We start from the raw sequence: 24,395 nt of genomic DNA on the forward strand, positions 1-24,395 counted from the left end.
TGAGGCTAATTCGTATACGGATATGAAGTTTGAGACATTGAATTATGCTATTGAGGATGTTCGCAAGGAAGCAAGACAAGCTGCTGCTATTGGTCTAGCGGTGTCCAACTTACGTTACTATGATATACCAGGATCTTTAAGTGTTTCATTTGGGAGTGGTTTATGGCGCAGTCAATCTGCATTTGCTATTGGTGCTGGTTATACATCTGAAGATGGAAATATTCGCTCGAATGTATCTGTGACAAGTGCTGGAGGTCATTGGGGAATAGGCGCTGGAATTACTCTGAGGTTGAGATGATAATAGAAAAAATAGCTGTTATTGTAAAAACGAGAAGTATGTTAGTAAAGGTTCTGTTTGCTCTTGCCTTAATAGGCAAGAGCGAAAGCTTTGCCAACGAGAACAATAATATTTATACAGTGCATCCACCGCGCTTATCGATACCTAAGGGAGAACCTGGCGAAACACGTCGAATTATTATGCAGTTTTATGATTGGACTTTGATTTGTGACGAAAAACAAAAGCTGAAACATAAGCAAGGTATATGTAATGTGACACAGACGGTTCATGATCAAGAAGGAAATACCATTTTTAGTTGGTCTCTTGTTTCTACGACAAGTGGTCAAGCAGTGATGCTTTTTCGAACATTGCCAAATTCTGATATAAATGTTCCGATTCAAATGTTTGTAAAAGATGTCAAAAAACCTGTTCTTATTCATTATACGCAATGTAATGAAACGGTTTGTTTGGCACAATCACCTGTAGGTCCGGTTTTGACTAGACAAATAGAGCAGAACAATAAGGTACGTATTTCCTATAAAATTAAAGAAGGAAAGGTATTTTCTTTTACTGTACCATTTAAAGGGTTAAATGCGGCACTTAATTCTTTACGTCCTTAGAATCCATCGAGTCTTTTTAATAAGATTCATTTTTTCATAAATCGTTGTATTATATTTTTGAGTGTAAATTATAAGGTCAAATAAGTAATAATTTTTATATAATATGATATCGAGGTGACTTATTGGAAAGAGTGAGAGTTTTATGAATGTAAAGATACAATAGGTTCTTTATATGTAATAGAAAATCAAGTTAGTATTTTCCATAAAGCTTAAAGAGTTATTTCGTTATTTATTAAAAGTAAAAAAGATTAGAAATACTCGATTTATTCCTTACAATAATGAGTAGACTAAATTCTTTTTTTAAGCTTCAAATGGATTTTTAAAGCGGTCTGATTATGCATTAATATTTTTCAGATAAATTTATAATTCTAGAGATTTTTTTGAACGATAGTTTTTATTGGTATTCACAAAATAACAGCTATTGTAATTGCAGTTTGTGGTACTACAGAACTTTTATTTCAGCATAATCAAAGCCATTTCATTGCATATAACAAACGAGGCTCGTGTGTGGATAACGAGATTAAAAAAATTTTTCTTATAAACCGTACTAATGTATAGGTTGTTGTAACCTTAAGAGTCAGTAAATAGTATGATAGTGTAGGTTTGTTACAATAGAGGTGTGCTCCGTGTAAATGGTATAAAGAAAAGAGCATAATTTATAAAAATTGATGTGAACGTAAACGATTAATTTATAGTTTTAAGTTCATAAAGAGAAACATGATTTTACGGAAACAACCGAAAGATTATATAAAAATCTGAATGATGCTAGTGTAGAAAATTTTAATGATAGGAAAAGAAAGAGTGATTTCTTGTATTTATCATTTGATGCTGCATTATTGCTTTATTTAGAAATGAGCAGAAGAGTTTTCGCGTTTATTTATTGGGGGAAACGCTCAAGGGATAAGGGAAATGACCCCGTTAAATTATGGTTCAAAAGAATTGAAACGAGGAGAAATATACGATACCAAAGCAGATCAGTTGTATGATCAGTGCGGTAGTAATACAAATAATCATTCTGCATTGTCACGAACAGAGGCATACTCTATCCTTGTTGATATAAAGAGACAACAGAGAAAAAAACATTATGAACAGAAACAGATTTTTGTTCAATCTGAGGCAGCTTTTGAGTTTCATAGTCAGATAATGATAGGTGCTCAAAAAACAAAAAAACTCAAAGCACCTTTTCTTCGACGGTTCCATCCAGTAAAATCTCCACCTCTTTATGCGGCACTTGATCTCGGAACAAATAATTGTCGTCTTCTTATCGCATCTCCCAGTAAACCTGGATATTTTCGTGTTGTTGATGCTTTTTCTCGTATTGTACGATTGGGAGAAGGTTTAATAAATAACGGTTTTCTTAATACACAAGCTATGGATCGTGCGATTGAAGCATTAAAGATTTGTCATTTAAAGCTAAAACAAAGGCATATTAAGCGTTATCGCTTGATTGCAACGGAAGCTTGTCGTTCTGCAGAAAATGGTAGACATTTTATTCAGCGTGTTTTGGAGGAGACAGGTCTTGAATTGGAAATTGTTGATCAGCAAACAGAAGCGCGTTTTGCTGTTACAGGGTGTAGTACACTTGTTGAACCAAATACTGACGCAATTGTGCTTTTTGATATTGGAGGAGGATCATCAGAAATTGTGCTACTTGATGTTTCTCAAAAGCGTTCTTTTCGTTTAGCTCGACAAATTATCGCTTGGACTTCTCTTCCTGTTGGTGTTGTTACGCTTGCTGAACGTTTTGGAGGGAATGATATTAGCTTAGACGATTTTGAAAAAATGAAAAGTTATGTGCGAGGGTTATTAAATAATTTTTCAGATCGTCATAAATTAGGAGAGTTAGCACAAGGTTCGAAGTTTCATCTTTTGGGAACCTCCGGTACGGTTACAACTTTAGCAGGAATGTATCTTAATTTAGAGCGTTATGATAGGAAAAAAGTGGATGGCATTTGGATGAATGATGCAGACATTACACTTATGACACAACGCCTATTATCATGGGATATAGAAAAACGTGTCATAAGTCCTTTTATTGGACGCGAGAGAGCAGATTTAGTTTTAGCTGGTTGTGCAATTTTAGATGTTATTCGGGAAGTTTGGCCAAGTCAGCGTTTAAGAGTTGCTGATCGTGGATTAAGGGAAGGAATTTTGATAGAGCTGATGTTACGCGATGGAGTATGGTGTCGTCATAGAAAGAGCAGAGATTTCAAGCGTTAGAGAATTAAATATGGAGACAATGAATAACGATGAAAAAAATAACAAAAACACCGAGAGGTGGCTATGGAGGCTCAGGGTCACATGAATTATATCAGCGCGTAAAAAAGAAAGCAGGAACCATTAAAGCTTCATCACGACGATGGTTAGAGAGGCATCTGAATGATCCTTATGTCCATCAATCAAAAGTAGATGGTTATCGTTCGCGTGCGGCTTATAAACTCATTGAAATTAATGAGCGCTATAGGTTTTTGAAAAAAGGTCAAAAGGTTATTGATCTAGGAGCAGCACCTGGGGGGTGGTGTCAGGTGGCTGAGCGTATAGTAGGGTCAAGTGATGAAGATCCTAGCGTTGTTGGTATTGATTATTTACATGTTGATCCATTACCTAGAGTTGCCATGTTGGAAATGGATTTTTTGCATACAGATGCACAGCAGAAATTAATTGAAACTTTAGGGACAAAACCGGATGTGGTTCTTTCTGATATGGCAGCGCCAACAACAGGTCATCGTCAGACGGATCATTTAAGAACGATTTATTTATGTGAAGTTGCGGCTGATTTTGCTCTTTCGGTTCTCAAGCCTGGGGGATATTTTTTAGTAAAGGCTTTTCAAGGGGGAGCAGAAAACACTCTTCTTGCAAGATTAAAACAGCATTTTAAAAAAGTCTACCATGTTAAACCACCCGCAAGCCGATCAGAATCAGTAGAGCTTTATCTTCTAGCGCTTGAATTTAAGGGAAAAAAATACAAGAATAGCACCTTCTTTTAAGAAGACTTAACTTTACTTAACCTATTTAAATGTGATGATTTTTTTCTCAAAGAGTTATCAGCGATAGCGACAGTTTTTCTGTTATCAATGATGAAAAACTGGTAAAATTAATGTATTGCCTATAGAGGTAGAGAGATTGATTTCTCAGTGAGTGTTTCCAATGAAATTTCTTGATCAAGCTAAAGTTTATATTCGTTCTGGTAATGGAGGTTCTGGAGCAGTATCATTTCGCCGTGAAAAATTCATAGAATTTGGGGGGACTGATGGAGGGAATGGAGGACGGGGTGGTGATGTCTGGGCTCTTGTTGTTGATGGGCTTAACACGCTGATTGATTATCGCTACCAACAGCATTTTAAAGCAAAAACAGGGGGACATGGCAAGGGGCGTAATATGACGGGTGAGAAGGGTGATGATGTCATCCTTAAAGTTCCGGTTGGGACGCAAATTTTTGAAGAAGATAATACAACGTTAATATGTGATTTAACGGAAGTGGGACAGCGCTATCGCCTTGCAAAAGGAGGGAATGGCGGTTTTGGCAATCTTCATTTTACAACATCGACAAATCGGGCACCGCGTCGTGCAAATCCAGGTTTGGCTGGAGAAGAGCGTGCAATATGGCTTCGTTTGAAGTTAATTGCTGATGCGGGGCTTGTTGGTTTACCAAATGCCGGAAAATCAACTTTTTTAGCTTCTGTAACGGCGGCAAAGCCAAAAGTTGCAGATTATCCTTTTACTACTCTACATCCTCATCTTGGTGTTGTACGAATTGATGGTCGTGAATTTGTTTTGGCTGATATTCCGGGGTTAATCGAAGGAGCCCATGAAGGGGTGGGAATTGGAGACCGTTTTTTAGGACATGTGGAACGTTGTCGTGTCCTCCTTCATTTGATTTCTGCTCAAGAAGAAGATGTTGCAAAAGCATATCAAATTGTGCGTCGTGAACTTGAGGCATATGGAAATAATCTAAGTGATAAAACTGAAATTATTGCTTTAAGCCAGATAGATACGCTAACGATTGAAGAGCGTAAAACGAAACAGGAAGCTTTGCAAAGAGCTGCGGATCAACCTGTTATGATGTTTTCTGCCGTTAGCCGCGAAGGTTTAGAAAATGTGCTGCGTGCTGGTGCACATATTATTGAAATGTCACGCAAAGAGGAGATTAGTGGGGATAGCAAGGTTGATTGAGATGGCTGTTGGATCGCAAAAACTTACACACTATAAACGTATTGTGGTCAAGATTGGATCTGCCCTTTTGGTTGATCCTCAGGCAGGTTTACGGGTTGAATGGCTTAAAAGCTTGATTAGTGATGTTGTTGAATTGCACAAAAAAGGTGTAGAGATATTGTTGGTGTCTTCAGGTGCTATTGCTTTAGGAAGGACATTGCTACAGCTTCCTAAGGGGGCTTTGAAATTGGAAGAAAGCCAGGCATGTGCTGCTTTGGGGCAAATTGAGTTAGCTAAAACCTATGGTGATGCGCTTGCTCAACATGGGCTCAAAACAGGCCAAATTTTGCTCACTTTATTTGATACGGAAGAGCGAAGGCGTTATCTCAATGCACGTGCAACGATTAATGTACTTTTACGTTTTAGAGCAGTACCTGTTATTAATGAGAATGATACTGTTGCGACAAATGAAATTCGTTATGGTGATAATGATCGTTTAGCTGCACGTGTGGCAACAATGATGGGGGCAGATCTTTTAATACTTTTATCTGATATTGATGGTCTTTATACAAAGTCTCCCCATAGTGATCCTACGGCTGAATTTATACCTTTTGTTGCATCCATTACGCATGATATCGAAAAAATGGCAGATGTTGCTGCTTCAGAGTTTTCACGGGGAGGAATGAAGACTAAGCTTGAAGCCGGAAAAATAGCTAATGCTGCTGGAACGGCGATGATTATCACCTCAGGCAAGCGTATGAATCCTCTTGCTGCAATTGACAAAGGTGAACGCAAGAGTTTTTTTGCGGCAAGTAAGAAATCTGTCAATGCTTGGAAAACATGGATTTCTGGTCATTTAGATCCATCTGGTGTTTTGACGATTGATCAAGGAGCCATTAGGGCTCTTGAAACAGGAAAATCGTTATTAGCAGCAGGGGTTATTGGCGTTGAGGGAAATTTCCAGCGTGGGGATACGGTTGCAATTGTTGGTACAGATGGGGTTGAGATTGCGCGTGGACTTGTAAGCTATGACAAAGATGAGGCTGTACGCATTATAGGACATAAAAGTGAAGAAATTGAAGCTATTCTTGGGTATGAGGCGCGCTCTGCTATGGTGCATCGTAATGATATGATTGTACGTTGCTTGATCAATTCTGTTTAAAAAAGTTACTTTTGTTTTTATTGTTTTCGCAGAGTGGATAATACGATGACTTTAGAAGAACAAATGAAAGATATGGGACAAAAAGCACGCTATGCCGCTGCAGCGTTGGCCGTTGCTTCTTCTGAGCAAAAGAATAATGCATTAGAAATGATCGCTTTAAGTCTAGAGGCTCAGTCAGATAAAATTTTACGGGCGAATTGTCAAGATTTAGAGAATGCTGCTCAGAATAATTTGAAAGCTGCAATGATTGATCGGCTAAAATTAGATGACTTGCGTTTACGTGCAATGATAGACAGTGTTCGTCAAGTTGCTCGTTTATCTGATCCTGTTGGACAGGTTATGAGTGCGTGGAAACGTCCAAATGGGCTTCATATAAGTCGTGTACGAACACCTCTTGGTGTGATTGGCATTATTTATGAAAGTCGTCCCAATGTTACAGTTGATGCGAGTTCTTTGTGCTTAAAAGCAGGTAATGCTGCGATTTTGCGCGGTGGTTCGGATAGCTTTCATTCTTCTCATGCTCTTCATTTAGCTTTGGTACAAGGTTTAGAGCGCTCTGGTTTACCCAAAGATGCTATCCAAATGGTTGGAACGACAGATCGTGCTGCCGTTGGGGAAATGCTCAAAGGATTGGATGGAGCGATTGATGTGATCGTACCACGTGGTGGAAAGAGCCTTGTTGCCCGCGTTCAGTCTGATGCACGTGTTCCAATTTTTGCTCATTTGGAGGGACTTTGTCATATTTATATTGATAAATCGGCAGATTTAGATATGGCACGCAATATTGTTTTAAATGCAAAGCTGCGGCGAACAGGGATATGCGGTGCTGTTGAGACAGTTCTCATTGACAGCCAAGCATTAAAAAAGTTTCTTCCTGTTTTAACTGCTTTACAGGAGAAGGGATGTGAAATTCGCGCCACAGAAGATATTGTTTTTCTTATACCAGATGTCAAATTAGCTTCTGAAGAAGATTGGTCGCATGAATATCTTGATGCTATTCTTTCTGTTAAAACAGTTGAGGGTGTTGAGGGAGCCATTGCTCATATCAAGCGTTATTCATCAGGACATACGGAATCGATTATTGCTGAGGATTTGGAAGTGGTGAAGAATTTTTTTAATCATTTAGATTCAGCTATTTTGCTGCACAATGCATCTACACAATTTGCTGATGGAGGTGAATTTGGTTTTGGAATGGAAATTGGTATCGCAACAGGAAAAATGCATGCACGTGGTCCCATAGGTGTTGAACAGCTAACATCATTTCAATATCACGTTAAAGGAAATGGTCAGGTTAGAGCTTGAGAACATTATTTTTTCCATGGAAAAATTGTATGCCACATGTTGAAAGATCTAATGTTGTGGGTCTTTTTGGTGGTTCCTTTAATCCACCGCATGCGGGGCATCTTCTTGTTGCAAAAATTGCCATTCGGCGTTTGCATCTTGATCAGTTATGGTGGATGATCACTCCAGGAAATCCTTTAAAGGATTGTACACAGTTGCTCTCTTTAGAGGAGAGAATGCAATTAAGTTTTAAACTTATTGACCATCCAAAAATTTGCTTAACAGGTTTTGAACAGGCTATAGGGAGTAAAGTATCAGTAGATACGATTTTTCATATTCTTACCCATTACAGTGGCGTAAATTTTGTATGGATTATGGGGGCAGATAGTTTTGCGACGATACATCATTGGTATCGATGGCATGATATCGTCTCTATGCTTCCTATTGCGATTATTGATCGTCCTTTAGGAAATCGGTCAGCACTTTCTTCTCCTATGGCACATATTTATCGCCGTTTTCGTTTGGATGAGAGAGAAAGTAAGCGATTACCTTTTATCAAGCCACCAGTTTGGACTTATTTGCATGGACCTTTATCTTTTCAGTCTTCAACAAACCTTCGTTTGAAGAAGAATGATTTTTCTTGAACATTTCATAAGATTCTGCTTCTCTTTAGAGAAGTCTCTTTTTTAGATTCCACAACGATAAGAAAGGATATTGATCTGAAAAACGTTGCACACAAACACTCTTACAATATTATGCCTTCAAAAGAAAAAAAAGTTTTTTCTGTGAGTGAGAGTCTTGAAGTTATTCTCAAGAGTTTAGAAGATACAAAAGCAGAAGATATTGTTGCTATTGATATTCGAGGGAAGTCATCTTTGGCTGATTATATGGTCATAGCTTCAGCAAATTCGCAGCGTCATGTATCGTCTGTTGCTGATCATTTATTACATACTTGGAAAGATAGTGGGCAGGGGCTTGCGCGTGTAGAAGGGCTTGCTGGAGGTGACTGGGTATTGATTGATACAGGTGATATTATCATTCATCTTTTTCGTCCAGAAATTCGTCTTTTTTATAATTTAGAAAAAATATGGATGACGCCGGATTTAAACGATACGGCTTTGCTTCTCTTCGGAGATCATTAAAATGCAAATTTCTGTTTTTGCGGTTGGTCGTATGAAAAGTGGGGCGGAGCAAAAATTAGTTCAGCATTATTTGGATCGTTTTTCTAAAATTTCTGGAGATGTAGGCTTGCATTTAAAAAAGTTACAAGAGATACCAGAAAGTCGTGCTCAAACAGTTTGTCAACGTATGGATGAAGAGGGGAGAAAACTTATTGAATTTTTACCTGAAAAATGTCGATTAATTGTGTTAGATGAGCGTGGAGAATCGATTTCTTCAACTTCTTTTTCTGAAAAATTGAGGTGTTATCGTGATGAGGGCATTCGAGATGTCGTCATCGCTTTGGGAGGACCTGATGGGCATAATGAACAAATAAGGAAGCGTGCTGATTTTCTTTTATCTTTTGGTTTGATGACGTGGCCACATCAAATTGCACGTATTCTTCTTACAGAACAACTTTACCGCGCTGTAACAATTGAAAATAATCATCCGTATCATCGTTTTTAATATTTTTGTTCAATTTTTAGCACTTATTTATATGTTTATTAATATTGTTTTAGCTGACACCATTTAAAGCATCTCTAATGTATACGATGAGGTGTCATGGTTTTTGCAAATGAAAAAGCTTCTTCATAGAAAGATGCTATATTTATATGAGGAGTGCGTCATATTTGTCATTCTGCTCTTGAGTATGTTTTTTTGCTTTTCTGTATCGCATGCGGAAGAAATGAGGAGTACGGAAGTACATAAAGAATTGGGAGAAATTCGCCAAAATATTTCACTTTCGCGTGAGCGTGTTACTTTTCTTATGCATCAAGTTGAGCATTTAAAAAAAGATCAACGTGTTTTGAGTGATGCACTCATAAAGGCGGCTAAAGAAGAACGTATAGTAGCAGATGATATTGCTAAAAGGGAAGAAAAGCTTAAAAAAATGATAGAAAAGCGGGTACAAGTCTATCAAAGTTTAAAAAATCGTCGTGCTGAATTTGCGGAAGTTCTTGCAATTTTGGAACGTATGGGATTGAATCCGCCTCCTGCTCTTATGATACAGCCAGAAGACGCGTTGGCTTCTATACGTAGTTCTGTTTTATTAGGTACTGTTATTCCTCAGATGCAAGAGAAAACACGAGATTTAAAAGGGGAACTCAAGGAGTTGACCAATTTGAGTAATTCCATTACTACGGAATATACGGCATTAAAGACAAAACTGCAAAATCAAGCAGAGCAGCGAAAACGTCTAGAGCTTTTATTAGACCAAAAAAACAAACTACAAAAAAAATCAGAAAAAGAACTTACAGAACAGCAACAAAAAAATATTGCTCTTGCTAAAAAAGCGCAGTCTTTGGAAGAATTGATTTTAGAGCTCGATCGTCAGTCAAAACTTAGCTCTGATGCATCAGTACAGGTACGGAAAAGTTTACAATTGTTAGAACAGTCCAATTTTGAAAGCCGAAAAGGTTCTTTACTTTTTCCTGTTTCAGGAAAAAGAATACATCACTCTAACAAAAGTTCGCAGATTACGCGCTTTGGTGAAACGATAGAAACAGAGTCAGGAGCTGTTGTTATTTCACCTGTGGATGCTTTTGTTGCTTTTGCTGGGCCATTTCGTTCTTACGGACATTTAATCATTCTCAATGTTGGAAATGGTTATCATATCATTTTTACTGGAATGTCGAGAATTAATGTAAAACAGGGGCAGTTTGTTCTTTCAGGTGAGCCTCTGGGTATAATGGAGATGCAATTTATTTCAAACAGTGTTGCATTGGATATAGGAAAAACTTCTCCAATGCTTTACATTGAGTTTAGAAAGCAGGGAAAACCTGTAAATCCAACTCCTTGGTGGCAGACTGAAAAAATAAGAAGGAGCCAAAATGATTCGTAAAGTTATTCTTTTGGTCGCTGGGGTATTGCTCGGCGCCTGTTCAATGATTATGGTGCAGTCTGTTGCTGCGAATAATGAAGATAATGCATATAAAAAGCTAGCTATATTTGGCGATGTTTTTGAGCGTGTGCGTATGCAATACGTTACAGTTCCAGATGATAAAAAGCTTATTGAAAATGCTATCAATGGCATGCTCACATCACTGGACCCTCATTCATCTTATTTGAATGCTGAAGAAGCCAAGGATATGCGGGATTCTACGAAAGGAGAGTTCGGAGGTCTTGGTATTGAGGTCACTATGGAAAAAAACTTAATTAAAGTTGTTTCACCAATGGATGATACTCCCGCTTCAAAAGCAGGTATTCTAGCAGGAGACCTTATTTCAAAAATTGATGATGTACAAACGAATGGTCAAACATTGAATGAAGCTGTTAATAAGATGCGAGGTGCTCCTGGAACACCAATTACCTTAACAATTATTCGTTCTGGCGTTGATAAGCCATTTGAAGTGAAGATTGTTCGTGATATTATCAAAGTAAAAGCGGTGAAATATCGGGTTGAGGGTGATATTGGATATTTAAGAGTTATCCAGTTTTCTGAACAGACATTAAATAATCTTCTAGCGGCAATTAAAGATATCCAATCTAAAATTCCTGAAGATAAGCTAAAAGGTTACGTCCTTGATTTGCGGCTTAATCCGGGTGGGCTTTTAGATCAAGCTGTTAATGTTTCGAGTGCTTTTCTCAATAAAGGTGAAATTGTGTCGACTCGTGGGCGCAAAAAGAGTGATGTGACAAGATTTGATGCGAAGCCAGGTGATGTCATCAATGGAAAACCGCTCATTGTTCTTATTAATGGTGGTTCAGCAAGTGCTTCTGAAATTGTTGCGGGTGCATTGCAAGATCATCGTCGTGCAACAATTTTAGGGACGCAGTCTTTTGGTAAAGGATCTGTTCAAACAATTATTCCTTTGGGTGAAAATGGGGCTTTACGCTTAACAACAGCACTTTATTACACGCCATCAGGCACTTCTATTCAAGGAACAGGGATTACGCCTGATATTATTGTAGAGCAACCACTTCCTGAAAAATATAAAGGTTATGATGTAAAAGTTGGTGAGTCTGCATTAAAAGGACATATCAAAGGAAAACGAGAAAGTAATAAAGGATCTGGTTCAGCTGCTTTTGTTCCCAAAGACCCTAAAGATGATATTCAATTGAATGAGGCCTATAAACTGTTACGAGGTGAAATGGCAAATGCAGCATTTCCACCAGATCCCAATAAGGATGTGTTAAAGTGAGAATTGATATCTATAGCTTGCGATTTTGAGGAATATTAAATGGATGCAGATATTAATTTGAAGATTCTTCCATATCGCAAATGTGTTGGGATTGTTGTCTTTAATCATGAGGGGAAAGTGTGGGTTGGGCGTCGTTTAATGATGCCCATTCATGCAGATGCAGATATTGACATATCTCATCGTTGGCAGCTTCCTCAAGGAGGGATTGATGAAGATGAAAAACCATTAGATGCGGCATATCGTGAACTTTATGAAGAAACGGGTATTCGATCTGTAAAGTTGATTAAAGAAGCACAAAATTGGTTCCATTATGATTTTCCACAAGAACTTATTGGGTGCACATTAACAAATAAATATCGTGGGCAAATACAAAAATGGTTTGCTTTCCAGTTTACAGGAAAGCTTTCTGAAATTGCGATTAATCCGCCACCAGATGGCAATAAAGCAGAATTCGATCAATGGAAATGGATTGATCTAGAAACCCTTCCGTTGATTGCTGTTTCTTTTAAAAAGCACGTTTATACGAAAATTGTCAGCGAATTTCGAGGTAGCCTTAGACCATTATAAAAGCTATATGATTATGAGAAAGCTTTTTTTATTAAGATGCTTTATATTATAATAAATAATAAACATGTTTATCTTTTATGTAAAGAACAGGAATATAAAATGAAAAAGTTATTTAATTTACTTATAGTTTTTACTCTCTTGAGTATTTCATCTGTTGCATTTGCAACAAGTTCAAAGCCTCCTGCATCAAAAGATGCGGCAGCGACATTGCCAAATGGAGCTTCTTCTTTGACTGAAACCTACGGTTTGTGGACTATTAACTGTGGTATACAAGAAGGAAAAAGAATTTGTTTTATGCACCGTCAAGAAGTGAATGAGCAGGGGCGTGTTGTTGTGGCTATGGGACTTACTCTCGATGCTGAGGGTGTTGTATCTGGTAATTTAACAGTTCCTTTTGGCATTTTGGTTTCTAAGCCTGTTCGTTTACAAGTTGATGAGGGAAAAGCTGTTATCGAAACCGGTATCCGGACTTGTGTACCAGCAGGTTGTGTAGTTCCTGTCGTTTTTGACAAAAATCACGTAGCAGCTTTACGTTCTGGAAAAAAGTTAAAGTTGGCGATGACAATTGCTGCTGCAGGTGAACCAGCTTTGAATGATTTATTTGTTCAGCTAGATGGTTTTAGCAGTGCTCTTAATCGTTTGACTGCTTTGCAGAAATAATTTTAAAACTAAAAGCGGACTTTAAAAGGCCGCTTTTAGTTTGTTTGTTTTTTATAATTAATAATTAAAACGATGAGATTTAAGATTAATCCTATTAAGGAATATTCAGATTTTTTGCTGTTTCTTCTATTTTATGTGCTATTTTTAATTTTGATATTTGTTTTCTAACTGCATCGTCATTAAATAGAGAGATGAAGAATTTAGATGTCTGGTTTTTATTCAAGAAAAAAGAGTATTGAAATATAAAACCATTTTTTGATACACAGACCTGCTTTAATGAAGGTTTTCTATACGCTCTTCTGTTTCCTTGATTGAAAGGGATGACGCATGATTTATGCATTGCTTCGAACGATTGATTTGATTTTTGAGATTTATATTGATATTTTAATCGCTAGTGTCATTTTTTCTTGGCTTTATGTCTTTAATATCATAAATTCGCGCAATCGCTTTGTTGTTTTGATAGGAAGCTTTCTATATCGTCTTACAAATCCCATTCTAAGCCGTATCCGGCAAATTTTACCAAATTTTGGAACAATTGATATTTCACCTATTATAGTTTTTATTATTATTTATTTTATTCGTACTTTCATGTGGCGCGTTTACGCAAACATGTATTTATAGAAATATTACTTGAGGCGAATACATGTTTTATCAAGTTGATGAAAATAACTTGATTTTGTTTGTATATCTCATTCCTAAATCATCCGTTGACAAAATAATAGGGGTTGAATGTAGGGATGGTGAAAAACAATATCTGGTTATACGCCTTCGGGCTGTTCCTGAAGATGGAAAAGCGAATAAAGCTCTCATTAAATTTCTTGCGAAGCAGTGGAAAATCCCATCTTCTTCTATTTCTCTGAAAAGCGGCGCAATATCTCGCTACAAACAACTTTACTTTTCAACACATTTAGAAGAGCTAAAGCAGATATGGCAATCCTTTAGAGATTACATCTCGTAGAAAAAATAAATAACAAAGCCTATTTTTTTATAGGCTTTATTTTATTAAAATCGTTATACTTTTTTATTGCGCTCAACAGCTTGCTTAATTAATTCATGAGCAAAGTTTTTATCACGCCATCCTTCAATTTTAGCCCATTTTCCAGGTTCCAGATCTTTGTAATGCTTGAAGAAATGTTCAATTTGTTTGAGTGTAATCTCGGGCAGATCTGTATAGTCATGAATATTGATATAGCGTTTTGTTAATTTTGTAGTGGGAATGGCAATAATTTTTTCATCTTTACCACCATCATCTTCCATCATTAGAGCTCCGATGGGGCGAACATTGATAACACAACCAGGCATAAGTGGACGGGTATTACAGATAAGAACATCAATAGGATCACCATCATCTGAAAGCGTATGAGGGACAAAACCGTAATTTCCAGGATAAACCATTGATGTATGAAGAAAACGGTCAACAAATAATGCACCCGACTTTTTATCCATCTCATATTTTATTGGTTGACCACCAAGGGAGACTTCCACAATAACGTTAATATCTTCTGGTGGATTTTTGCCTACGGGTATTTCCTTAATATTCATAGAGACATCCTTTCTGGAATATAGTGAGGCTCAATACAATTAAATATTTTATAAATATTTTACCAAAGAGATTATGAAATTAACTTGAAATTGATGCACGTGCTTTTTCAAAACGTTTACGTTCATTAGGATCAAGATAGAGTTTGCGGAGACGAATATTTTTAGGGGTTACTTCCACAAGTTCATCATCTTGTATCCACGATAAGGCGCGTTCTAACGTCATTTTAATGGGAGGCGTTAGCTTTACGGCTTCATCTTTTCCGGAAGCGCGCATATTGGTGAGTTTTTTCCCTTTTAACACATTAACTTCTAAGTCATTATCTCGTGAGTGGATGCCAATAATCATACCTTGATAGACTTTCACACCCGCATCGATGATCATAGGTCCACGATCTTCAAGATTAAAAAGAGCATAAGCGACAGATTCACCGTTGTCATTTGAAATCATAACACCATTAACACGACCAGCAATGTCTCCTTTATAAGGTTCATAAGCATGGAAAAGGCGATTCATAATTGCTGTACCACGTGTGTCCGTTAAAAGTTCAGATTGATAACCAATGAGTCCTCGGGTTGGTGCATAAAAGACAAGGCGGACACGATTACCTCCAGAAGGACGTAATTCCACCATTTCGCCTTTACGTTCAGACATTTTTTGTACAACAGTACCGGAATATTCTTCATCAACATCGATAACAACTTCTTCGATTGGCTCAAGAGTTATTCCATTTTCATCTTTTTGCATAACAACACGTGGACGTGAAACACTAAGCTCAAATCCTTCACGGCGCATATTTTCAATAAGAACTGCAAGCTGTAATTCTCCTCGTCCTGAAACGTAGAAAGAATCTTTATCGGCTGATTCTTCAATTTTAAGAGCAACATTGCCTTCTGCTTCTTTTAACAATCGGTCACGAATGACACGACTAGTTACTTTATCGCCTTCAGTTCCAGCAAGGGGACTATCGTTGACGAGAAAACTCATAGTAACAGTAGGAGGATCAATTGGTTGGGCAGTAAGAGGTTCATTGACAGTAGGGTCACAGAAAGTATCAGCAACGGTACCTTTTTGTAGACCTGCAATCGCAACAATATCACCAGCACTTCCTTCTTCAATAGGTTGCCGTTCTAAGCCACGAAATGCTAAAATTTTTGAAATACGCCCAGTTTCTAAAAGTTTTCCATCTTGTCCAAGAACCTTGACATTTTGATTGGGTTTCAAAGAGCCAGAATGAATCCGTCCTGTAATAATTCGTCCCAAAAACGGATCCGCTTCAAGAATAGTTCCAATCATGCGAAACGGTCCTTCTGCTACACTAGGAGAAGGGACATGCTGCGTCACAAGATCAAATAAAGGACCTAATCCCTGATCTTTTGGTCCTTCAGGGGCTTCAGCCATCCATCCATCGCGTCCAGATCCATAAAGAATAGGAAAATCAAGCTGTTCATCGGTTGCATCAAGAGCAGCGAAAAGGTCAAAAACCTCATTGATGACTTCATCAACGCGTGCATCCGGTCGGTCAATTTTATTAATAGCAACAATAGGGCGCAATCCTACTTTCAATGCTTTGCCAACAACAAATTTTGTTTGTGGCATTGGTCCTTCAGCAGCATCAACAAGTACAATGGCTCCATCAACCATATTGAGGATGCGTTCAACTTCTCCACCAAAGTCGGCGTGTCCTGGTGTATCAACAATATTAATTCGAGTATCTTTCCAAACAACAGATGTCACTTTCGCTAGGATTGTAATTCCGCGTTCTTTCTCAATATCGTTTGAATCCATCATACGTTCGCTTGTACGCTGATTATCACGGAAGTTTCCTGATTGCTTGAGAAGCCCGTCTACAAGCGTTGTTTTCCCATGGTCAACGTGGGCAATGATGGCAATGTTACGCAATTGCATAAATTTTCTTCTTTTCGTTTAATGAAATTTCATTTGAGGCAAAGTCTTTACATTCTTTGCCTGACTATTAGAAAATCTTTTACATGTTTTTTTATAATTTTGGAAGATGGAGGCAATATTTTTATGGCAAAACTATTTATCCAAGTCTTTAAGGCTCTATTGAGCTTCAATTTCTGAAGCTTCGTAAAAGTTTTTTATAGTACGTATGTTCTATTCTCGAGCTAAGAATTATCTCAAAAATCACAGTCAATTTGATTTTTATCAATATGACACAAGAAATTTATATGAATTCTTGTAAGAGTAAGTAAGTATAAAGCTAGCGGTATTGTTGTTGTTGTTTTGCAAAGAGATTGATAAAAATCCGGAATATCTCTCAATCCATAGCCAATTTATTGACAACTTTACAACATTTTTATTCTAAATAAAGCTTTTTCTTATTCCATAACTTGTCAATCAAAATACAGATCTAATGCAATCGTGTATTTGAGGTAAATATTGAGACGATTAAGAATTTTATAAGAAGTTCTAGCTTTTGTATGCCAGATTAGGGCAAGAGTTATATCTGTTTGATTTATTTATGAACCCGGCATACAGTCTTATTTAGAAAGAATATGAAGGCATCCAAAGAAAATTCCCATCTTTGCTGTTAATCCAATTTATGATTTCAAAAGCATCTAAAGTAATATCTTTTAAACCATGGAGATAGTGCATTGCCTTACACTTTTGTTAATTGCACTCTCTAATAGGAGTATGCTTTTTATGCCAAACAGAACACTTTAAACAGAGTATACTTTTTGTTGCATATTCATGTACTTAAGAGAGATTTCTTAACGTACACTACATCCATTCCATGATAGGGCTCATAAATGATATAACATACGCGAATAGTATACTATTAACGCCTTTGTGAAGAAATATAAAGCCTGTTGAGTATCATCATTATTATTTTTTCTCAGCTGTCAATATTGCGCCAGTTTTTGATACGAGAGAGAGGATATAAGAAGTATTTTATTTTTTCTTGAATAGTTTTTAGCCATACACCGATCTCGTTTGTGACTGGCAAGAAGATGACTTTAATCGATTTAATATGAGAAGCTTTATGATGAGGTAAAATTACGTTATCCGGAGCTGTTATTCAAAAAAATAATAAATTATCTATAGAGCGGTGCGCTAGAAAATAAATAATAAAGCTTATTCTCTTATGGAAAGAATCTTAGGTTACATGACGAGATTTTTCCATAAGTAAGAGTTTTTACTTTACATGTTTAAAGAAGAGTTCCTGACAAAATGAGAGAAGCTACAGAAAAATAGATTATAATGCCCATGACATCTACTAAAGTTGCCACAAAAGGAGCAGAAGCACTTGCTGGATCAAATTTTAAACCTTTAAGAATAAAAGGCAACATAGATCCAGAAAGAGAACCAAAGGTAACGATTCCAACTAAAGCTGTACCCACTGTTGTCGAAATAGCAATCCAATGTTGGCCATAGTCGTAGATACCCAGTTTTTGCCAAAGAGCAATGCGCGTAACACCAATAATTCCTAGTAAGAGACCAAGGGATAGTCCTGTTGGAATTTCACGAATGATCACTTTCCACCAGTCTTTCAACGTGAGTTCACGTAAAGCCAATGCACGGATAATAAGGGATGTAGCCTGTGAGCCGGAATTTCCTCCTGAGCTCATAATGAGAGGTATGAACAGTGTAAGAATAATCGCTTTTTCGAGTTCTGTTTCGAAATGTTGCATAGCGCTTGCTGTCAGCATTTCACCGATAAAGAGTAAAGCGAGCCAGCCTCCGCGTTTTTTCATCATTTCAGGAAACTTAATTTGCATATAGGGCTTATTAAGTGCTTCCATACCCCCAAATTTATAGGCATCTTCATTCATTTCATCGACCATAGTATCAAGCACGTCATCAACGGTTACAATGCCAATGACATGGTTACTTTCATCAACTACAGGCACAGAGAGAAGATCATGGCGCTGGAAAAGGCGTGCGATATCTTCATGATGTGTGAAAGGTGATATTGTAATGGGCGAGTCATGGGTAGGGACATTAAGAATTTGTTCATCAGGTGAGGCAAGAATAAGGTTACGCAGGGAAACAGCTTTGAGAAGAGTACCTGTTTTGGGGTCAATTACATAGCTGGTATAAACTGTTTCACGTGTTCGCTCGACCTCACGAATGTGATCCAAAGTTTTTTGTATGGTCCAGTTTGAAGGAACGGCTATAAACTCTGTTGTCATCAGTGCTCCTGCTGTATGATCAGGATAACTGATGAGTTTTTTAAGTTCAGCGCGCGTTAAGGGGTTAAGCAAGGCATAAAGTCGTGTACGGGTTTCCTTATCCATTTCTTGAAAGACGTCTGCAGCAGCATCGGCAGACATGCCATCAAGAATTTCAACAGCACGATTTATAGGGAGAAGTTCTAGGATGGCAGCAGGTTGCTCAAGCTCTGGTTTATCAAAAAGTTCGATAACATAATCAAGAGGCAGAAGACTAAGAATAGTTACACGTTCCATGATATCGAGCTCATTGATGATATCAATAGAGTCTGCAAAATGCTGGTTCTTTAACTTTTCAGCGAGAGCTTCAGGAGAAAAATTTTTGAAGTCGAAGGCCGTTTTGATTTCAGTCATGATAAAGTACCTCCTGAAGAGTTGGAGAGTTGTAAATCTAGATAATAGATGAGATAAAAACAAAAGTTTATGGAAGATTAAAAAAAACTCCCCAACTATATTCCCAATTGTTAATATTTGAAGTAAAGTCAAGGATAAATTATAAGTTATAAACAAGTTTCTGAATCACTAAAACGATAATACAGCTTAATTTGAGGATAATATAAAAACGTAAATGTAAAAATCAGTTCTGATTTTACCATCATTTCTTTAATGCAGTTTGCGATTTTCAAAATAATCTACAGCAATATTTTATAAAGAGTGGAGATTATGCTTTTCTCCAAGTGTTTTTGTTAATATGTAATTCTATTGTGATGTGCGAGCGAATAATCTTTATTGCTTCAATATAATATGGTTTGAATGAAAGAATTTTACGATTTTCAGGTTTTTTATTCAATAGCGTTTTGAAAGGTAGTTTTGAAACTCACGAAATAGTTTTAGTATGTTATCAATTTGTGTCGTAAAGATAATTGTTACAGTTTAAATTTATAATGGAGACATAAAGTATTATGACAAAAGCAGCAATGCTGGACTGGAAGGGATTTTCAGGTCTTCCTGATTTTTCTTCTATAAGTGACGAAGATTTTAAACCCGCTTTTGAACAGGCACTTCAAGAAGCAGAAGAAGAACTAGAAGCAATTGCGATGGTGCAAGAACCACCAACGCTTGAGAATTTTTTGCAGCCTTTTGAGCTTTGCGGCAAAGCGCTTGATCGTGTCTGTTCAATATTTTTCTTACGCACCAGTGCTCATACGAATGTATTAATTCAACAGCTAGAGCAAGAGTTCGTTGTAAAACTTTCTCGTTATTCTTCAAAAATGATGATGGATGCACGGATATTTGCGAAAATAGATATGCTTTATAAACAGTCGCAGTTGGGCACATTTGAGAGTGAAACAACACGTGTTCTTGAATTATGGTGGAAAAAGTTTGTTTGTCATGGGGCAAAACTCGATGAAAAAGCTAAGAAACGGCTTTTGGAAATTAATGAAAGACTTGCTTTTTTAAATGCTACTTTTGGACAAAATGTCTTAAATGATGAAGCTGAATGGATTCTGTTTTTAAAACAAACAGACTTATCTGGTTTACCGCAAGATCTCATTGCTTCAATGAAGGAAATTGCGTGTGAAAGAGGCAATGAAAAAGCGTATGCATTAACACTAGCACGTTCGATTGTTGAACCTTTTTTAAAATTCTCTGATCGTCGTGATTTGCGTGAGGTTGCATTCCAAGCTTGGGCTAAACGTGGTGAAAATAATAACAAGAATGATAATAAAACAATTATTGTAGAGATTGTTGCGCTTCGAGATGAGCAGGCTAAATTATTGGGATATAAATCTTTCGCAGATTTGAAGCTCGATAATACTATGGCTAAAAGTGTTGATTCCGTTATGGATTTGCTTATGCCTGTATGGGAGCGCGCAAGAGCGAAAGCTTCTACTGAGCAAATTGACTTACAAAATTTTGCCAACAATCAGGGCAGCAATGAATCTTTAGCTGCTTGGGATTGGCGTTATTATGCTGAAAGACTTCGCACTGAAAAACTTTCTTTCGATAGCGCTGAGATTAAATATTATTTTCAGCTTGATCTTATGATTAAAGCGGCTTTTGGGGTAGCCGAAAAACTCTTTAGCATTACATTTGAAGAAAAAAACGCTGTTACACTTTGGCATCCTGATGCACGTTTGTGGGAAGTAAAAAAGTCTGATGGAAGTCTACTTGGGCATTTTATTGGTGATTATTTTGCGCGTTCTTCAAAACGCTCCGGTGCGTGGATGAGTAGTTTGCAATCACAACATAAATTGGATGGCGGACAAAAGCCTATTATCTACAATGTTTGTAATTTTGCTAAACCACCTAAAGGGGAAGTTGCTCTTTTATCACTTGATGATGCACGTACGCTTTTCCACGAATTTGGACATGCATTGCATGGTTTGCTTTCTGATGTCACATGGCCATCTGTGTCGGGAACATCTGTTTCACGTGATTTTGTTGAGCTACCTTCTCAACTTTACGAACATTGGTTAACAGTACCAGAGATATTAAAATCTTATGCTATACATACAAAAACAGGTCATCCTATGCCACAAGAGTTGATAGATAAAGTCTTAGTAGCACAGACATTTAATGCAGGATTTTCTGCCGTTGAATTTATCTCATCAGCTTTAGTGGATATGGCTTTTCATCAAGGCGAAACAGTCACTGATCCAACAGTGTTTGAACGCCAAGAATTAGAAAAGTTGCAAATGCCTGATACAATTATTATGCGTCATCGTCCCCCACATTTTATGCACGTGTTTGCGGGGGATGGTTATGCATCTGGTTACTATTCTTATATGTGGTCGGAAGTCCTTGATGCTGATGCTTTTCAAGCTTTTGAAGAAACGGGAGATGTTTTTAATTCAGAGCTTGCTGATAAGTTGAAACGTTTTATTTACTCCGCTGGAGGAAGTCGTGATCCAGAGGAGCTTTATAAAGCTTTTCGGGGACGAATGCCTTTACCAGAGGCAATGATTAACAAACGTGGACTATAAGATATAACGGTATGGTTAACACCATGCCGTTTTCATATTATTCGAAAGGTGCAGTTGCGATTTATGCAAATTTTTTCTTCATTATAGCTCTGTAAACAGAGTTTTTTTATCTTATTCGCTTTTTGTTTATAGAGGAAAATAGATTTTGTATTTTAAATAGACATTATGGGAAAGAAAAATTATCAGCTCGATCTTTTTGATGCCCATTTGGTGGAAACCATGATTTTTTTATAAAACTTGACTTTCTTTTGCCTAAAAGGTGAGTGTTTTTTTGTACCATATCATCGAGGCTCATTGGAAGCTGACGCATAATTTTACTCCGCTCTTGATTCTCTGATTCTTGTATAAGTTTTTGAATAGCTTTATCGGTTGAGTATGAATTTTCATGAGAAAAGGCGTGAAAATTTAAAATATTTTTCAATGGTTTTTCTAAATAAGAGGCAAGTTTTTTCTTTCCTTCAGGGGTGAAATGCATGCCATTATTGGTGCGTAATTTGGTTGTTTTTCCATTAATATCATAGCCTGAAAAAGAAAAAATTCCTTCTTCATCACTAAAGCCGCTCCAGATATCGAGAAAATACCCTCCTGCTGTTTCTGTTTCTTGTTTATAGAGCGCATTAAAAATTTTCATTTTTTGTGTCAAAAGGTCATTTCCAAAAGAAGGTTGACCTATCCATATCCATGATTTTCCAGAGGCGTGAAGACTTTCAGTAATTTCGATAATTCTTTGTTTGTAGATGCGTATCCATTCTGACTGATCTGTGTTAATCATGTTATGAGAGTCTGTGATGGGTTGATTATCATTTGCACCGATCATCATGATAATAACATCGGGGCTATTTTGGTCAATGAGTTTAGAAATATTGCTTTGCCAAGAATAATAATCCGTTCGAACTAAGCCGGAAGCTGGTATTGTGTTGTTCATGATAACGATATCGCTATTATTTATAAAAAACTTTTTAAGTGCATCGGCAACAGCGGAGGCTGCAAAATCCCCTACAACAAGAATGCGTTTTGCATTCTCATTTTTTAGCTTTTGTATGTTTTTTTGTGTTACGATCTTTTTTTGCGGCTTGTCTATTTTTTGTTCTATAATTTGCGGTAGCTGCTGTGTCTGTTTGTTTTGTTGTGATAACCATTTGAAGAAGTTCGTTGCTTTACTTGGGGATGGCTGTAAGATCCCCACAATAGAAAGTGAAAACAGCAATAATGTCAAGTATATCAGGCGAAAAGAAGACAAAACCTTAGTCTCCATTATTGTTTGCGAAGGAGAAAAAGCACTTGAGATGATGGATATCCATTTTCTTTTAGACCGTAATGCAGCTGAAAAGCTTTGATTGCTTTGCGAGAGGCGGTTCCGATTTGTCCATCAATATCTCCTTTATAATATCCCAATGCACTTAAGCGAGATTGCAGTTCTTTGCACTCTTGGAAGGTAATAGGCTGAAAAGGTCTTTGCCAATCATGCACTAATCCAAGATGTCCAGCAATACGATCAGCAAGAAGGGAAACAGCAAACGCATAACGATCTGCATTATTATAATGTTTCAGAACAAAGAAATTTTTTGTGACTAAAAATATAGGTCCTTTTGCTCCATCTGGATATTTTAATATTGCTTGTTCAGCTGATGTAGGAAGAGGGTGCCCATTTGCGTGTTTTACACCTAATTTTTTCCATTGATCAAAGGAATACCAGCCTTCAGGAAGGTTTTTCCCCTGCGGCACTTTTACCTCTACTCCCCAAATAAGATTAGGTTGCCAGCCATTTTTGTGGAGAAGGTTAGCAGCAGTAGCCAGAGCATCTGGAACAAAGTTCCAGATATCACGCCGTCCATCTTGATTTATATCAACAGCATAGGCGAGATAACTGCTTGGAATAAATTGTGTATGCCCCAATGCACCGGCCCAAGATCCTGTGAGTTGAGAGCGTTTAATTTCGCCACTTTGTAGAATTTTCATAGCAGCAATCAGCTGTGTATATGCATATTTTGCACGTTTTTTATCAGCATAGGCTAAAGTTGCAAGAGAGCGAATGGTATCACGCATTACACTTTTATTGGCTAAAATTTTCCCATAATTGCTTTCCATTGACCAAATAGCAAGCAGAATATTACGGTCAACACCAAAACGTTCTTCAATTTGAAGAAGCCATTTGTTCCATTTTTTTGCTTGGCGCCGTCCTTCCACAATTGCGATATCATGGACACGATTATCAAAATAGTTCCAGGAAGGAGCAACAAATTCCGGTTGGTATGCGGCGCTTTTTAGAACTTCAGGATCAATGGCATTAACACTTTTAAACGCCATATGAAACGTAGAAGGGGTAATATTGTGAGCAATAGCTATTTTTTTAAATTCTTTAATCCAGTGTTTAAATCCGCTATCAGCATATGAAAGGGATATAAAAAACATAAAAAAAGCAGAAAAAATAACGGCAGAGACAGTGAAAAGAGTTCTCCAAGCTATTGACTTCTCTAAAAAAGAGAAAGTCTTCAATTCTGTTTTTTGCATTTTGAAATCCCCATTAATATTCAATTTATTAGATGTGCAATAACTTTATTTTGTATTTAGTTTAATCGATAATATGATCAAGAAGAGGAAAAAACTGAAATAAATAATTCGTTTTAATCCTTTCAATAAATTCTCAGACTCTTTTTACATTTTTGATTGCCCATTATAATGATAATCAAAACAATAAGATATCTTTTTTAC

The 24,395-nt window shown here is 37.1% G+C and carries 22 protein-coding genes; 17 read left to right on the forward strand and 5 right to left on the reverse strand.

Annotated elements, in window-relative coordinates; genetic code table 11:
- From ACFIJW_RS08035 to ACFIJW_RS08110, 16 genes are all read left to right on the forward strand, one after another.
- The coding region (locus ACFIJW_RS08035) for a YadA-like family protein (protein ID WP_375633890.1) at positions 1-298 on the forward strand (298 nt) is incomplete at its 5' end.
- A complete protein-coding gene (locus ACFIJW_RS08040; RefSeq protein ID WP_375633892.1) occupies positions 295-897 on the forward strand; it encodes an invasion associated locus B family protein in 603 nt (200 codons plus the stop codon). The genes ACFIJW_RS08035 and ACFIJW_RS08040, both read left to right, overlap by 4 nt.
- A 909-nt stretch (positions 898-1,806) precedes the next feature.
- The gene (locus tag ACFIJW_RS08045) at positions 1,807-3,117 is read left to right on the forward strand and encodes a Ppx/GppA phosphatase family protein (protein WP_375633894.1); all 1,311 of its coding nucleotides are present in this window, start codon (positions 1,807-1,809) and stop codon (positions 3,115-3,117) included.
- A gap of 29 nt (positions 3,118-3,146) precedes the next feature.
- The gene (locus tag ACFIJW_RS08050) at positions 3,147-3,884 is read left to right on the forward strand and encodes an RlmE family RNA methyltransferase (RefSeq protein WP_375618088.1); all 738 of its coding nucleotides are present in this window, start codon (positions 3,147-3,149) and stop codon (positions 3,882-3,884) included.
- A gap of 160 nt (positions 3,885-4,044) precedes the next feature.
- Positions 4,045-5,070, forward strand: a complete 1,026-nt coding sequence (gene obgE / locus ACFIJW_RS08055; RefSeq protein ID WP_375633896.1) for a GTPase ObgE — start codon at positions 4,045-4,047, stop codon at positions 5,068-5,070.
- A 1-nt stretch (position 5,071) separates the two neighbouring features.
- The gene (proB, locus tag ACFIJW_RS08060; protein WP_375633898.1) at positions 5,072-6,211 is read left to right on the forward strand and encodes a glutamate 5-kinase; all 1,140 of its coding nucleotides are present in this window, start codon (positions 5,072-5,074) and stop codon (positions 6,209-6,211) included.
- 45 nt (positions 6,212-6,256) lie between these two features.
- Positions 6,257-7,513 carry a glutamate-5-semialdehyde dehydrogenase gene (locus ACFIJW_RS08065; protein WP_375633900.1) on the forward strand — a complete coding sequence of 419 codons (1,257 nt, stop codon included), beginning with the start codon at positions 6,257-6,259 and terminating at the stop codon, positions 7,511-7,513.
- A 29-nt stretch (positions 7,514-7,542) separates the two neighbouring features.
- Positions 7,543-8,136 (forward strand): nicotinate-nucleotide adenylyltransferase, encoded by a 594-nt coding sequence (locus ACFIJW_RS08070; RefSeq protein ID WP_375633902.1) that lies wholly within the window; start codon positions 7,543-7,545, stop codon positions 8,134-8,136.
- A gap of 111 nt (positions 8,137-8,247) precedes the next feature.
- Entirely contained in the window at positions 8,248-8,634 is a 387-nt protein-coding gene (gene rsfS, locus ACFIJW_RS08075; RefSeq protein WP_375610572.1) for a ribosome silencing factor, read from the forward strand.
- A gap of 1 nt (position 8,635) precedes the next feature.
- Positions 8,636-9,118, forward strand: a complete 483-nt coding sequence (gene rlmH / locus ACFIJW_RS08080) for a 23S rRNA (pseudouridine(1915)-N(3))-methyltransferase RlmH (RefSeq protein ID WP_375633903.1) — start codon at positions 8,636-8,638, stop codon at positions 9,116-9,118.
- Positions 9,119-9,251: 133 nt separating this feature from the next.
- Positions 9,252-10,493, forward strand: a complete 1,242-nt coding sequence (locus ACFIJW_RS08085) for a murein hydrolase activator EnvC family protein (protein ID WP_375634022.1) — start codon at positions 9,252-9,254, stop codon at positions 10,491-10,493.
- Entirely contained in the window at positions 10,483-11,793 is a 1,311-nt protein-coding gene (locus ACFIJW_RS08090) for a S41 family peptidase (RefSeq protein ID WP_273790634.1), read from the forward strand. The genes ACFIJW_RS08085 and ACFIJW_RS08090 overlap by 11 nt, the downstream gene beginning before the upstream one ends.
- Before the next feature lie 39 nt (positions 11,794-11,832).
- Positions 11,833-12,360 (forward strand): RNA pyrophosphohydrolase, encoded by a 528-nt coding sequence (locus ACFIJW_RS08095; protein WP_375633905.1) that lies wholly within the window; start codon positions 11,833-11,835, stop codon positions 12,358-12,360.
- A gap of 99 nt (positions 12,361-12,459) precedes the next feature.
- On the forward strand, positions 12,460-13,020 hold the full coding sequence (locus ACFIJW_RS08100; RefSeq protein ID WP_375633907.1) for an invasion associated locus B family protein: 561 nt from the start codon (positions 12,460-12,462) through the stop codon (positions 13,018-13,020).
- A gap of 327 nt (positions 13,021-13,347) precedes the next feature.
- A complete protein-coding gene (locus ACFIJW_RS08105; RefSeq protein ID WP_375633909.1) occupies positions 13,348-13,641 on the forward strand; it encodes a YggT family protein in 294 nt (97 codons plus the stop codon).
- Between the two features lie 22 nt (positions 13,642-13,663).
- Positions 13,664-13,978: a DUF167 domain-containing protein gene (locus ACFIJW_RS08110; RefSeq protein ID WP_375618079.1), complete on the forward strand. Its 315-nt coding sequence runs from the start codon at positions 13,664-13,666 to the stop codon at positions 13,976-13,978.
- Between the two features lie 53 nt (positions 13,979-14,031).
- Here ACFIJW_RS08110 and ppa read toward each other — a convergent pair whose 3' ends face one another.
- From ppa to mgtE, 3 genes are all read right to left on the reverse strand, one after another.
- Positions 14,032-14,562, reverse strand: coding sequence for an inorganic diphosphatase (ppa, locus tag ACFIJW_RS08115; protein WP_375633911.1), 531 nt, complete (start codon positions 14,560-14,562; stop codon positions 14,032-14,034).
- 79 nt (positions 14,563-14,641) lie between these two features.
- Positions 14,642-16,468 carry a translational GTPase TypA gene (gene typA, locus ACFIJW_RS08120; protein ID WP_375633913.1) on the reverse strand — a complete coding sequence of 609 codons (1,827 nt, stop codon included), beginning with the start codon at positions 16,466-16,468 and terminating at the stop codon, positions 14,642-14,644.
- Positions 16,469-17,733: 1,265 nt separating this feature from the next.
- Positions 17,734-19,110 (reverse strand): magnesium transporter, encoded by a 1,377-nt coding sequence (gene mgtE / locus ACFIJW_RS08125; protein ID WP_375633915.1) that lies wholly within the window; start codon positions 19,108-19,110, stop codon positions 17,734-17,736.
- Between the two features lie 548 nt (positions 19,111-19,658).
- On the opposite strand from mgtE, the gene ACFIJW_RS08130 reads away from it, so the two are divergent.
- Complete coding sequence (locus ACFIJW_RS08130; protein ID WP_375633917.1) at positions 19,659-21,683, forward strand: M3 family metallopeptidase; 2,025 nt, start codon at positions 19,659-19,661, stop codon at positions 21,681-21,683.
- Between the two features lie 163 nt (positions 21,684-21,846).
- On the opposite strand, the gene ACFIJW_RS08135 is transcribed toward ACFIJW_RS08130, so the two are convergent.
- The gene (locus ACFIJW_RS08135; RefSeq protein WP_375633919.1) at positions 21,847-22,923 is read right to left on the reverse strand and encodes an SGNH family hydrolase; all 1,077 of its coding nucleotides are present in this window, start codon (positions 22,921-22,923) and stop codon (positions 21,847-21,849) included.
- Between the two features lie 14 nt (positions 22,924-22,937).
- Entirely contained in the window at positions 22,938-24,194 is a 1,257-nt protein-coding gene (locus ACFIJW_RS08140; protein ID WP_375633921.1) for a lytic murein transglycosylase, read from the reverse strand.
- Between the last annotated feature and the right edge of the window lie 201 nt (positions 24,195-24,395).

This window comes from Bartonella sp. MM97QHHN, assembly GCF_042194285.1.
GTDB lineage: Bacteria > Pseudomonadota > Alphaproteobacteria > Rhizobiales > Rhizobiaceae > Bartonella.

Excerpts from the sequence above, each read along its gene's own strand:
- ACFIJW_RS08040 (WP_375633892.1), top strand. The coding sequence starts at position 295 with ATGATAATAGAAAAAATAGCTGTTATTGTAAAAACGAGAAGTATGTTA.
- ACFIJW_RS08045 (WP_375633894.1), top strand. The coding sequence starts at position 1,807 with ATGACCCCGTTAAATTATGGTTCAAAAGAATTGAAACGAGGAGAAATA.
- ACFIJW_RS08050 (WP_375618088.1), top strand. The coding sequence starts at position 3,147 with ATGAAAAAAATAACAAAAACACCGAGAGGTGGCTATGGAGGCTCAGGG.
- obgE (WP_375633896.1), top strand. The coding sequence starts at position 4,045 with ATGAAATTTCTTGATCAAGCTAAAGTTTATATTCGTTCTGGTAATGGA.
- proB (WP_375633898.1), top strand. The coding sequence starts at position 5,072 with ATGGCTGTTGGATCGCAAAAACTTACACACTATAAACGTATTGTGGTC.
- ACFIJW_RS08065 (WP_375633900.1), top strand. The coding sequence starts at position 6,257 with ATGACTTTAGAAGAACAAATGAAAGATATGGGACAAAAAGCACGCTAT.
- ACFIJW_RS08070 (WP_375633902.1), top strand. The coding sequence starts at position 7,543 with ATGCCACATGTTGAAAGATCTAATGTTGTGGGTCTTTTTGGTGGTTCC.
- rsfS (WP_375610572.1), top strand. The coding sequence starts at position 8,248 with ATGCCTTCAAAAGAAAAAAAAGTTTTTTCTGTGAGTGAGAGTCTTGAA.
- rlmH (WP_375633903.1), top strand. The coding sequence starts at position 8,636 with ATGCAAATTTCTGTTTTTGCGGTTGGTCGTATGAAAAGTGGGGCGGAG.
- ACFIJW_RS08085 (WP_375634022.1), top strand. The coding sequence starts at position 9,252 with ATGCTATATTTATATGAGGAGTGCGTCATATTTGTCATTCTGCTCTTG.
- ACFIJW_RS08090 (WP_273790634.1), top strand. The coding sequence starts at position 10,483 with ATGATTCGTAAAGTTATTCTTTTGGTCGCTGGGGTATTGCTCGGCGCC.
- ACFIJW_RS08095 (WP_375633905.1), top strand. The coding sequence starts at position 11,833 with ATGGATGCAGATATTAATTTGAAGATTCTTCCATATCGCAAATGTGTT.
- ACFIJW_RS08100 (WP_375633907.1), top strand. The coding sequence starts at position 12,460 with ATGAAAAAGTTATTTAATTTACTTATAGTTTTTACTCTCTTGAGTATT.
- ACFIJW_RS08105 (WP_375633909.1), top strand. The coding sequence starts at position 13,348 with ATGATTTATGCATTGCTTCGAACGATTGATTTGATTTTTGAGATTTAT.
- ACFIJW_RS08110 (WP_375618079.1), top strand. The coding sequence starts at position 13,664 with ATGTTTTATCAAGTTGATGAAAATAACTTGATTTTGTTTGTATATCTC.
- ppa (WP_375633911.1), bottom strand. The coding sequence starts at position 14,562 with ATGAATATTAAGGAAATACCCGTAGGCAAAAATCCACCAGAAGATATT.
- typA (WP_375633913.1), bottom strand. The coding sequence starts at position 16,468 with ATGCAATTGCGTAACATTGCCATCATTGCCCACGTTGACCATGGGAAA.
- mgtE (WP_375633915.1), bottom strand. The coding sequence starts at position 19,110 with ATGACTGAAATCAAAACGGCCTTCGACTTCAAAAATTTTTCTCCTGAA.
- ACFIJW_RS08130 (WP_375633917.1), top strand. The coding sequence starts at position 19,659 with ATGACAAAAGCAGCAATGCTGGACTGGAAGGGATTTTCAGGTCTTCCT.
- ACFIJW_RS08140 (WP_375633921.1), bottom strand. The coding sequence starts at position 24,194 with ATGCAAAAAACAGAATTGAAGACTTTCTCTTTTTTAGAGAAGTCAATA.